The 11,215-nt window shown below is 53.6% G+C and carries 10 protein-coding genes; 4 read left to right on the top strand and 6 right to left on the bottom strand.

The window, feature by feature from the left end:
* Positions 1-177, top strand: a 177-nt coding sequence (locus ACTHSP_RS13075; protein ID WP_440346243.1) for an MscL family protein, incomplete at its 5' end; no start/stop codon positions are given.
* A 252-nt stretch (positions 178-429) separates the two neighbouring features.
* On the opposite strand, the gene ACTHSP_RS13070 is transcribed toward ACTHSP_RS13075, so the two are convergent.
* The gene (locus tag ACTHSP_RS13070) at positions 430-3,312 is read right to left on the bottom strand and encodes an Rne/Rng family ribonuclease (RefSeq protein WP_440346241.1); all 2,883 of its coding nucleotides are present in this window, start codon (positions 3,310-3,312) and stop codon (positions 430-432) included.
* Positions 3,313-3,826: 514 nt separating this feature from the next.
* Between ACTHSP_RS13070 and ACTHSP_RS13065 the strand changes: the two genes are divergently transcribed.
* On the top strand, positions 3,827-4,813 hold the full coding sequence (locus ACTHSP_RS13065; RefSeq protein WP_440346240.1) for an RluA family pseudouridine synthase: 987 nt from the start codon (positions 3,827-3,829) through the stop codon (positions 4,811-4,813).
* A gap of 10 nt (positions 4,814-4,823) precedes the next feature.
* Entirely contained in the window at positions 4,824-5,474 is a 651-nt protein-coding gene (locus ACTHSP_RS13060; protein WP_440346239.1) for an HAD-IA family hydrolase, read from the top strand.
* A gap of 95 nt (positions 5,475-5,569) precedes the next feature.
* On the opposite strand, the gene ACTHSP_RS13055 is transcribed toward ACTHSP_RS13060, so the two are convergent.
* From ACTHSP_RS13055 to cysE, 5 genes are all read right to left on the bottom strand, one after another.
* Positions 5,570-6,376 (bottom strand): DNA ligase, encoded by an 807-nt coding sequence (locus ACTHSP_RS13055; protein WP_440346238.1) that lies wholly within the window; start codon positions 6,374-6,376, stop codon positions 5,570-5,572.
* A gap of 103 nt (positions 6,377-6,479) precedes the next feature.
* Positions 6,480-6,710 carry an IS3 family transposase gene (locus ACTHSP_RS13050; protein ID WP_440346237.1) on the bottom strand — a complete coding sequence of 77 codons (231 nt, stop codon included), beginning with the start codon at positions 6,708-6,710 and terminating at the stop codon, positions 6,480-6,482.
* Between the two features lie 22 nt (positions 6,711-6,732).
* Entirely contained in the window at positions 6,733-7,020 is a 288-nt protein-coding gene (locus ACTHSP_RS13045) for a helix-turn-helix domain-containing protein (RefSeq protein ID WP_440346236.1), read from the bottom strand.
* A gap of 91 nt (positions 7,021-7,111) precedes the next feature.
* Entirely contained in the window at positions 7,112-9,139 is a 2,028-nt protein-coding gene (locus ACTHSP_RS13040) for a hypothetical protein (protein ID WP_440346235.1), read from the bottom strand.
* 247 nt (positions 9,140-9,386) lie between these two features.
* Positions 9,387-10,163: a serine O-acetyltransferase gene (gene cysE / locus ACTHSP_RS13035; RefSeq protein ID WP_440346242.1), complete on the bottom strand. Its 777-nt coding sequence runs from the start codon at positions 10,161-10,163 to the stop codon at positions 9,387-9,389.
* A gap of 148 nt (positions 10,164-10,311) precedes the next feature.
* Between cysE and ACTHSP_RS13030 the strand changes: the two genes are divergently transcribed.
* A complete protein-coding gene (locus tag ACTHSP_RS13030; RefSeq protein WP_003683764.1) occupies positions 10,312-10,950 on the top strand; it encodes an MBL fold metallo-hydrolase in 639 nt (212 codons plus the stop codon).
* Positions 10,951-11,215: the final 265 nt, after the last annotated feature.

Below are 11,215 nucleotides of genomic sequence, written 5' to 3'. Positions count from 1 at the left end.
GGTCTGTTCATCAACACCGTGATCAGCTTCCTGATCATCGCCGCTGCCATCTTCTGCGTGGTTAAAGCCATCAACTCCGTGAAAAAAGCCGAAGCTCCTGCTGAAGAAGCACCGGCAGAGCCTAGCGAAGAAGTTCTGTTGTTGCGCGAAATCCGTGACTCTCTGAACAAAAAATAATCACAATACCCAAACATACACACAAACTAAGGCCGTCTGAAACCATTTCAGACGGCCTTTTTTCATACCGATCTATTTATCGTCAAGCCCTTCCCATTGAAAGAATCACACCCCTCCCTTTCTCAGCGCTATCCTGCTTTTTAACCATGAAGCAACGCTCATGGCAAACACAAAAAATAAGTGGCTCACTCCCTCTCAACCAATAAAAAGCCCGATGCGTTCAACATCGGGCTTTTAACTGGAAAACCAATCTTAGTCTTTGCGTGTTTCCACCAAAATCATTTCGACTGCTACGTCTTCCACTTCTACTTTAGGCACATCCGAACGGCGTGTTTTGGCAACCGGTTCGGGTTGTGGCTGCGCGGCAAAAGCGGCAACGGCTTGCGGATCGGTTTCAACGAAAATCAAATCGCCCAAACCTTCCGGCAAAACAGCGGCAACAGGCGCTTTTTCAGCTACGGCTTCAGTTTGTGTGGCAACAGTTCCGGCTGGTGCTTCAACCGGTGCAACAGTAGCCGTTGCATTCGGAGACAATACCGCAGCAATGGCTTCTTTGACATTGCTGACTGCAGAAGCAAGCAGGGCTTGTTCGGCATCAGCGCCTTCAGTTTGCGCTACGGCAGGCTCGTCTTCGCTTTCAATCGCAAATACGAATGGCTCTGCGCTGGTCACTTCAGGCTCGGATACTACAATCACCAGCGGCTCGGCTTGATCGCTTTCAGAAGACAATGTCGCATTTGCAGCTTCAACCGTTTCGTTCAAACCCAAAACATGCGCCACAGCAAAGAGAACTTTGTCGGCGGTATCGGTAATGTTCAGGTATTGCTCGATTTTTGCTGAAGACGGAATATTGCGTTTTTTGCTGTTAGAACGGCGGTCGTTGCGATTGTTGCGCTGACGATTGTTGCGGTCGCGTCCTTGACGGCCGTTGTTTTTCACACCCTCTTCGCTGCGAGCATTGTCGTCCGTTTCAACTCGCGCCTGTTCGCCATCGGCTTGAACGTTCACGTCTTCAACACGGTTTTCCGTAGATTGATGGCGGTTGCGCTCGTTACGGCCGTTGTTGCGGCGGCGTTTATTGCCGTTTTGTTCCGCTTGGTTTTCAGACGGCATCTCAGCCAGTGCGGCCACTTCTTGAACGTTTACGTCTTCAACCGTTTCCTCAACACGGTTACGCTCGTTGTTGCGCTCATCGCGGCGGTTGTTGCGGTTGCGGCTGCGGCGGCTTTCTTTACGCTCGTCGTTGCGGCTTTCGTTTGATTTGCTTTCTTCAAACTTACTGTCGGCGGCTTCGGCACCTACTTCGCGCACTTCGACTTTACTGCCGTCGTGTTTGTTGTTGCGGCGTGGATTTTGACGGCGGCTGTTTGAACGGCGGTTGCTGTTTTGGCTGCGGTTGGTTGTAGTGCGTTTTTCGGCAGGCTCTTGAGCAACTGCGGCAGGCGCAGGCTCGCCGCCGAAAATACGTTTCAACCAGGCTTTGAAGCTGTCCCACCAAGAGGCTTTTTTCTCAGGGGCGACAGTTGGCGCAGGCTGGGTATGGCGCACGCCTTTGACGGCAGGCTCAGGACGGGCTGCTTTGGCTTTTTCGCTGCCGAAAGGTTTGGCAGATTCGTCTTCTTCCGGCTCGGCAACGCGTTTGTAGCTCGGTTCGCCGTCTTCTTCTACGTCATCAATGCGGATGCGGTTGATTTCGTAGTGCGGATTTTCCAAGTGGATGTTTGGAATCAGGACGACGTTCACATCCAAGCGCTCTTCCATCGCAAACAGCTCGGCGCGTTTTTCGTTCAACAGGAAGGTGGCAACATCGACAGGCACTTGTGCGTGTACTTCGCCGGTGTTGTCTTTCATTGCTTCTTCTTGAATGATGCGCAAAACGTGCAGGGCGGTGGATTCGATGCCGCGGATGACGCCTGTACCGGCACAGCGCGGACACGCAACATGGCTGCTTTCTCCCAGAGCCGGTTTCAAACGTTGGCGGCTCAACTCCAAAAGGCCGAAACGCGAAAGTTTGCCCATTTGCACGCGTGCGCGGTCTTTTTTGAGCGCGTCGCGCAGGACGTTTTCAACATCGCGTTGGTGTTTCGGATTTTCCATGTCGATGAAGTCGATGACGACCAAACCGCCCAAGTCGCGCAGGCGCATTTGACGGGCGACCTCTTCGGCGGCTTCCATATTGGTTTTGAACGCGGTGTCTTCGATGTCCGCGCCGCGTGTCGCGCGGGCGGAGTTGACATCGATGGAAACCAGGGCTTCGGTGTGGTCAATCACAATCGCGCCGCCGGAAGGTAGGCTGACGCTGCGGGCAAACGCGCTTTCGATTTGGTGTTCGATTTGGAAGCGTGAGAACAGCGGCGTGTGGTCTTGATAGAGTTTCAGACGACCTACGTTGCTCGGCATGACGTAGCTCATAAACTCGGCGACTTGGTCATAAACCTCTTGATTGTCCACCAGAATTTCGCCGATGTCGGGACGGAAATAGTCGCGGATAGCGCGGATGAGCAGCGAGCTTTCCATGAAGAGCAGGTAAGGGTCATGGTGTGCTTTTCCTGCTTCTTCAATGGCTTGCCAGAGTTGCTTGAGGTAGTTCAAGTCCCATTCCAACTCTTCCGCGCTGCGGCCGATGCCGGCTGTGCGAGCAATAATGCTCATGCCGTTCGGAATGTCGAGTTCGGCCATGGCGGCTTTCAACTCTTGACGCTCCTCGCCTTCGATACGGCGGGATACGCCGCCGCCGCGCGGGTTGTTCGGCATCAATACCAAATAGCGGCCGGCCAGGCTGATGAAAGTGGTCAGTGCCGCGCCTTTGTTGCCGCGCTCGTCTTTTTCGACTTGGACGATGACTTCCATGCCCTCTTTGAGCACGTCCTGAATACGCGCCCTGCCGCCTTCGTAGTCGCGGAAATATGAACGCGATACTTCCTTAAACGGCAAAAAGCCGTGGCGGTCGGTTCCGTAATCGACGAAACACGCTTCCAGCGACGGCTCGATGCGGGTAATGATACCTTTGTAGATATTGCCTTTACGCTGTTCTTTGCCCAGCGTTTCGATGTCCAAGTCCAAAAGGTTTTGGCCATCGACAATGGCAACGCGCAGCTCTTCGGCCTGCGTTGCGTTGAATAACATTCTTTTCATAGTCACCTCGTGAACAGCGGCCGTTTGATTTGTGAATATCTTTTTCAGACGGCCTGTCTGTCCGGTTGGCACTCTTCAAAGGCAAGATGGGAAAATCCCCGTGTAACCAGTATTTGATTTGAAATCCGCAAGGTTGCATGCTTGAGCTCAAGCCATGTGCGGACGGATTCGGATAAAGAAGGAAATAAAGAACAATGCGGCGGAAAGGTTGATGGTTCCGCTGCCGTCCGAATGCTGATGCTTCGGACAAAATAAGGCAGCCTACATCTTCTTATTATCGTAGCGCCGGTAATTTCGGACGGTGCTGCGCGGACTGTGTCTTACGCCCGGCCGGACGGCAGGTTCAATTCAAACTTAATTACGGGATTGCGTTTGCCGGCTTTGAACAAACACAAGGAAATGCTTTGCGGAGTGCGTTTTTAATATAAAATCTCGTTTTAACAATAAATCCGTTTCAGACGGCCTGCGACGGCAGGTTCGGGTCCCGAAACGGACGTTTGGGATTATAGAGAAAATGCACGCAATACGCAAAGATTCAGTCAGCCTGATTGCCGTTGCCGAACACGAAGAAGGCCAACGCCTTGATAACTATCTGATAAAAATCCTCAAAGGCGTCCCGAAAAGCCATATCCACCGCATTATCCGCGCCGGCGAAGTGCGGCTGAACAAAAAACGCTGCAAACCCGACAACCGCATTCAGGCAGGCGATACCGTCCGCATTCCGCCGATACGCATCGCTGAAAAACAAAGGCCGTCTGAAAGCCAGGCCGCGCCTGCGCGCGAGTTTGACATCGTTTACGAAGACGATGCGCTTTTGGTCATCAACAAACCATCCGGCGTCGCCGTCCACGGCGGCAGCGGCGTGAGCTTCGGCGTCATCGAACAAATCCGCCGCGCCCGCCCCGAAGCGCGTTATCTCGAACTCGTCCACCGCCTCGACAAAGACACCAGCGGCCTTTTGATGATTGCAAAAAAACGCAGCGCCTTGGTGAAACTACACGAAGCCATCCGCAACGACCATCCGAAAAAAATCTATCTCGCACTGGGTGTCGGCAGGCTGCCGAACGACCGCTTCCACGTCAAGCTCCCCCTGTTCAAATACACCGGCGCACAAGGCGAAAAAATGGTGCGCGTCAGCGAAGACGGCCAATCCGCCCACACCATCTTCCGCGTGTTAAACCGTTTTTCAGACGGCCTTTTGCACCAAGTCGGCCTTTCCGACCTGACCTTTGTCGAAGCCACCCTGAAAACCGGCCGCACCCACCAAATCCGCGTCCACCTGCAATCGCAAGACTGCCCCATTGCCGGCGACGAACGCTACGGTGACTATCAGGCCAACAAACGCCTGCAGAAACTCGGTTTGAAAAGAATGTTCCTGCACGCTTCCGAGCTGCACCTCACCCATCCGCTGACCGGCGAAAAACTGATCCTGAAAGCCCCCCTGCCGCAAGAATTGGCGCAATTCATTGTAATGTTGGAAAATCAGGAAAAGGCCGTCTGAAAGGAAACCCATGAAACCCAAACTCATTATTTTCGACTGGGACGGCACGCTTGCCGACACCACCAACCCCATCATCCACACCTTTCAACAAAGCTTTGCCGATTGCGGCCTGCCCGTTCCCGAAGCCGACCAAATCCGTCCGCTCATCGGATACAGCCTCTCCGGCATCATCCGCCGCCTTGCCCACAACGTCAGCGAACACGTTCAGGAAACACTGATTGAGACCTATGCCGCGCACTACCTCAATCCCAACAATCACAATATGACCCTGTTCCCCGAAGCTCTGTCCTGCCTGCAACGCTTGCAACAACAAGGTTATTGGCTTACCATCGCCACCGGCAAAGGCCGAAGCGGCTTGGACAAAGCCATTGCACAAACCGACACCCAAGCCTTTTGGCTGGAAACTGCCTGCGCTAGCGAATATCCGTCCAAACCCGCGCCCGACATGGTACTTGCCCTCTGCGACCGACTGGGTGTTGAACCGGAAGAGGCCGTCGTCGTCGGCGATACCACCCACGACCTAGAAATGGCCGCCAATGCCAAAATCCGTGCCATCGCAGTCACCACCGGCGCATACACCGCCCAACAGCTTTCCTCCATGCCCCATGTCGCCATACTCAACAGCTTGGCCGAATTGCCTGATGTATTGGAAACCTTATAAAAGGCTAGGGGCTGACGTAGATTAGCCCTAAAGGCTATGCAACATCTATATTAAAGGCCGTCTGAAACCTATTTTCAGACGGCCTTTCATTTGTTTTATCGATCCGAGCGCACCCTGACAAATGTTGCAAATTTCGGCGTTCCCTTTTGCGTAAAACCACGATAACGGTAAGTAATCAGCGCACCGATTTTCGGCGGATGGTCGCGGTCTTTATCCTTAAAACCGCTGCCGATACGAAACTCGCCATATTGGTTTTTGCATCCTACCGCACCCAAACGCCCGACATTGCGCCCTTTGCCCTCATAATGACGCGTTACCGTACATTCATCATCATATTCACTTTTCAGCTTCAACAGCTGCCCATTTCTACCGCTTGCATAACGGGCTTCAGGTTGACGCAGCATCACCCCTTCCCCACCCAACGCTTCAACTTGTTTCAAAAAATCCAAAGCATGCTGTTTGTCGCGCACCTTGACTTGCGGAATGACCGTAAACCGTGCCGACGGGTGTGATTTCAGCCATTTCGAAGCCGTTTCCAGCCGCTGATACAGATTACCCTGCGCCTGCGGCACATCAAAAACATGCAAACGGATGCCGTCCCAATTTCCCGAGGCAGAACGCACCGTCGCGGAAATTTGCTCAAACTGCCCTCGTCCGCTGTACAACTCACCATCCATCGGAAACGGCGGAAAACCTGCTGTAAAACCTTTGGGCGGTGTAAACGCATAACCCTGACGACTGACCAGCCGCCTGCCGTCCCAATACGCGCGTACGCCATCCAACTTTTCACTCATGGCCCAACCGGCAATATCTTGATTTTTATATTCCTGCGCCAACAACAAATCTGCACCAAACGCCGCAGAGATGAAAGAAACCGCAAAAATCGGTATCATGATCCGCATTACATTATTCATAAGACATTTTTCCAGACTTGCTTTTTATTATATATACATAATAGCAAAAAATGAACTGGCCCCCAAATCTTGGACACTCATAAAAGCCTATTCAGGCGCTCTGTGCAAGCCGGGTTCTGTATGCGACAGGACTCGGCTTTTTCAATTTCAAACTGCAACGCTCCCGGTTGTAGTAATCCATATAATCATCTATCTGTTTCATCAATTCGTCCACCGTCAATTCTCCTGCGTTATAGAAACACTCCGTCTTCAACACCGCAAAGAAGCTTTCCATCGGCGCATTGTCCCAACAATTCGCCTTTCGCGACATGCTTTGAACCATGGAATGCTCCGCAAGCAATTCCCTATAGGTAGGCAACCTTTGCGCGCATATAGCACAACTCTTCGATAAGCTCTGCCTGTGTTTTTTCGTGGTCGGGTTTGTCTGCGATAAAGGGGTTTTTGCGGTGTTGGGGCATGGTTTTGGATTGGGGATGTTCGAGTGCGCCGATGCCGCCTTCTTGATAGGCGCGTATCCATCGTCGCAGGTGGGTTCGGGAAATGCCGTAATGGTCTGTGGTACGCTGTTGGCTGCGTATGTGCAGGTAGTGGAGTACGGCCTGGTATTTGAAGTGTAATGTATATTTGCTCATAAAAAAACTGCACCTTGTGAGTTGGAGGGGATGTCCAACTTTTGGGGTGCAGTTCACGTTTCAGACGGCCTTTTTTATTGCCTTACAACGATTAGAACTTGCCGTTCAGCTTCAGGAACATGCCTTTGTCGGTGCCGGAGAAGGCGTTGCGGCCGATATAGCCGCCCAGCGACAGCACGGCGGAGGGGCTGAAGGCGTAGTCTACGCCGGTCTGTACGGACGGACGGGTACGCGAGGTTTCGCGCTCCGTTTCATATTTGCCGAAGAAAGGAGCCTCGGCGGTGAAGCGGGATTTGCCGCCGCCCACGCGCTGTGCAACTTCCGCATTGCCGTACCATGCCAGCTTGCCGGTCAGGGGCAGGCGGCCTTTTATGCCTGCCGCCAATGAGGTTTCTTTCAGCTTGGCCGCGTCGTAGGCAAACGGGAAGGACAGGCCCGCATCTTCGCTATAAGACGGGCGTTCGGCTTCGGTGCGGCGCAGCGCGGCGTACCAGCCTAAGGTTTTTTCACCGGACGTGCCGTAGTCGCGGCCGGCCGTCAGGCTGTATGCGCGGCCTTTGGTGCGGACGGTGTTCTCGGGGCTTTCCGTGCCGTTCAGGTGGGGGCGGCGGATGCGGGTTTTGTCCGTTTCGAAGGCGGCGGCAGGTACGGCATACCAGCCCGCGCCGTTATGGAGGCGTGCGGACAGGCCGATGCCGACGCCGGATTTCAGGCGGTGACTGCCGTTTTCTTCGGCACGGGCGGGAACCGCCAGGGAGACGGCGGCATCGAAGTTGTCGGTGAAGCCGTAGCCAAAGGCGAAGTCTGCGCCGCGCGAGCTTGCGCCGTGTCCTATGTCGCGGCGGTATCCGGCGCTGTAGCAGAATTTGCCGCCGTCGGCGCGGCAGCCGCCCAGCAGGTTTTCAGCCGCGCGGGCGCGCTGCGCGAGCATGGCGGCGGTGTCGGCAGACAGCAGCGACAGGGAGGCGCGGGTGTTGGCGGTATCTGCCGCGCGGATGTTGAAGCTGCGCAGGTTCCAGACGACGGCGCGGGTGTTGCCGTTGTCGTTTTCTGCCTCTCCGACCGCAAAATTGCCGTCGGCGCTGATAGCAGATACTCGTGAATCACCTGAATTATCGGTTGTCAGTGTGCCGAGGTCGGTTTTGTCCGCCCAGTTACTGCCTGACCAGACGACGGCACGTCTTTCGTCGTCGTCATTGAATGCATATCCGCCCAGAACAGAACCGTCGCCGTTGGCAGCGTATGCTGCGGAAGAACCGGAGTTGTCTTTTTTCAGCGTGCCGAGGTCGGTTTTCTCCGTCCAGCCGCTGCCATACCAGGCGACGGCCCGTTCTTCGTATATGTAGCGGTCTGACTTTCCGACCACCACCGAGCCGTCGCCACTGATGCCGTATCCGTACGATCTGCCGTAATTTTCGGTTCTGAGCGTACCGAGGTCGGTTATGGTGCTCCAGTCTTTGCCTGACCAAGTAACGGCCCGGAATCTGTCAGAGTCGTCCGTCGAGGTTCCAACCACTACCGAACCGTTGCTGCTGATGGCGTGACCGTACGAAATGCCGGAATTGCCGGTTTCCAGTGTGCCGAGGTCGGTTTTAGTGGCCCAGTTGCTGCCCGACCAGACGGTGGCGCGAGCAGAAGAGTTTTTGCCAGCTGCATATCCGGTTATTATTTTCCCGTCTCTGCTGACTGCATTTGCTCCAGAATCGCCTGAATTGTCATTTCTGTGCGTGCCGAGATCGATTTTTTTCTCCCAATTGTTACCATACCAGACGATGGCGTGAATTTTTCTGTTGTCGTCGATAGTATGTCCGACTACCACCGAGCCGTCACCGCTTACACCCGATGCACTTGGTTGAAGGTATGCCCCAGCGAGCAATTCATCATCAGTTTTCAGTGTGCCGAGGATGGTTTTTTTCGCCCAGTTAGTGCCCGACCAGACGGCGGCTTGTGTGCCGAGTCCTCCTACTACTATCGAACCGTTTCCGTTGATGGCGGTTGCATACGAACCATTATCTTCGATTTCGGTAATCTTATTAGGCGCGGCGGCGGCAGGCAGGGCGGCCAGCAGGGCGGCGAGGGTTAAAAGGCGGTGTGCGGGAGATGGTTTTTGCATAGTCATGTTTTCCCTTTTTAGGTTATAAAATTCAGGTTATAAAAAAGCGGCAGGTGCCCGCCGCAGCTTGGTTGGTGCTATAAAATCGGCGCGATTATAGCAGTTTGGTATGCGGGGTTTGTGTGTTTTCAAAATTTCAAGAAATCATACAAAACTTTAAAAAAATTAAGGGCGGCAGGGAGGCCGTCTGAAAAGCAGGGATGTTTTGCTTTCAGACGGCCTCAAGGTTTTACCGCTTACCGAACGGACAGGTTCAAATATAGAAATCCTGATTCATTTCCTCATAAAAATTCTGATTCATTTCTTCCGCCGGTTTGGCATGCGATTTGTTGCCGACCACGCGGGCGGGCACGCCGACGACGGTGCTGTAGGCGGGTACGTCCGACACCACCACGCTGCCCGCGCCGATTTTCGCGCATTCGTTCACGCGGATGTTGCCCAACACGGAAGCGTTCGCGCCTATCATCACACCGTCGCCGATTTTCGGATGGCGGTCGCCGCCCTCTTTGCCCGAACCGCCGAGGGTTACGCCGTGAAGGATGGAAATGTCGTTGCCCAAAACGGCGGTTTCGCCGATGACGACGCCGGTGCCGTGGTCAATCATAATCCCCTGCCCGAAACGGGCGGCCGGATGGATATCGACGCCGAACACTTCGGAAGCGCGGTTTTGCAGGAAATAGGCCAGCGTTTTGCGCCCTTCCTTCCACAGGCAATGGTTGATGCGGTGCGCCTGAATGGCATGGTAGCCTTTGAAATACAAAAGCGGCAGGCAGTATTGGTCGCAGGCCGGGTCGCGTTCGTAATAGGCGGCGATGTCGGCGCGGACGGCTTCGCCGATACACGGTTCTTTTTCCAGCGCGTGCAGGTAGAGTTCGTACAGCGTGCGCATGTCCATGGTCGGATTGGCCAGCTTGCTCGACAGGTGGAAGGCCAGCACCCGCTCCAAACTGTCGTGCCGCAGCACGGTCATGTGGAGGAAGCTGGCCAGCATAGGTTCTTCCGCCGCCGACTGCTCGGCTTCGTTGCGTATGGTCTGCTACAGGTTAAAATAGGTATTTTCCATTTTCAGACGGCCTCTGTTGCGTAAAAGCTGCGATTGTAGCCGAAAGTATGCACCAATGTGCAAAAGGCCGTCTGAAACGTAAACAACATTAAACAAGCCTTTCCTAGGAACACCCATGGCACTCCAATTTGAAATCAACGCCGTTACCCCCTTCCGTCAAAACTGCACGCTGATTTGGGACGATGAAACCAAAGAAGCCGTTTTGACCGATGTCGGCGGCGATGTACCCTATTTATTGCAACAAGTCCAAAACAAAGGCCTCAAGCTGACCGCCATTTGGCTGACCCACGGCCATCTTGACCACGCAGGCGGCGTAGTTGAACTTTTGAAAACCTGCGATATACCCGTTCTCGGCCCGCACAAAGACGACGAATTCCTGCTCCAAGCCCTTCCGCAAACGACGGCGCAATACGGCTTCCCCGTTTCTCCATCATTCACGCCGACACGCTGGTTGGAAGAAGGAGAATCGCTCAAGGTCGGCAACCACAGCTTCCAAGTCCTCCACATTCCCGGCCACACTCCCGGCCAAGTCGTTTTCTATAACGCCGAAAACGGTCTTTTAGTCGCAGGCGATGTTTTATTTTATGAGACCGTTGGTCGCACAGATTTTCCGCGCGGCAATCATGATGACCTCATAAACAATATCTGCGCTAAACTATTAACTCTGCCCGAAACCACGCAAGTTATAGCCGGACACGGCCGCATGACCAGTATCGGGCATGAGAAAAGGTACAATCCGTTTCTGGTTCGTTAATATGAATATTGTATAAAGCCAACATTCTGGCATACACAGATTATGCGTATAAAGGAAAACTGACATACAATTTGCAGGAATAACACCCGAAAGATTAAGTACCTAATCTCCGGCAAATGCCAAAAAGAACTAAAGCACAAAGATAACAAGGTATTACGCAATACAACCTGATTTATCGAAAACCGGAAATCTCTAAACCCCAAGCCTTACTCGCAGTGAAATTGTTACAAAGTGACAATAAATGTCAGTCAGGCCGTCTGAACGG

This window comes from Neisseria sp. P0001.S005 (genome assembly GCF_051963715.1).
This window is presented reverse-complemented; position numbering and strand designations above follow the sequence as displayed.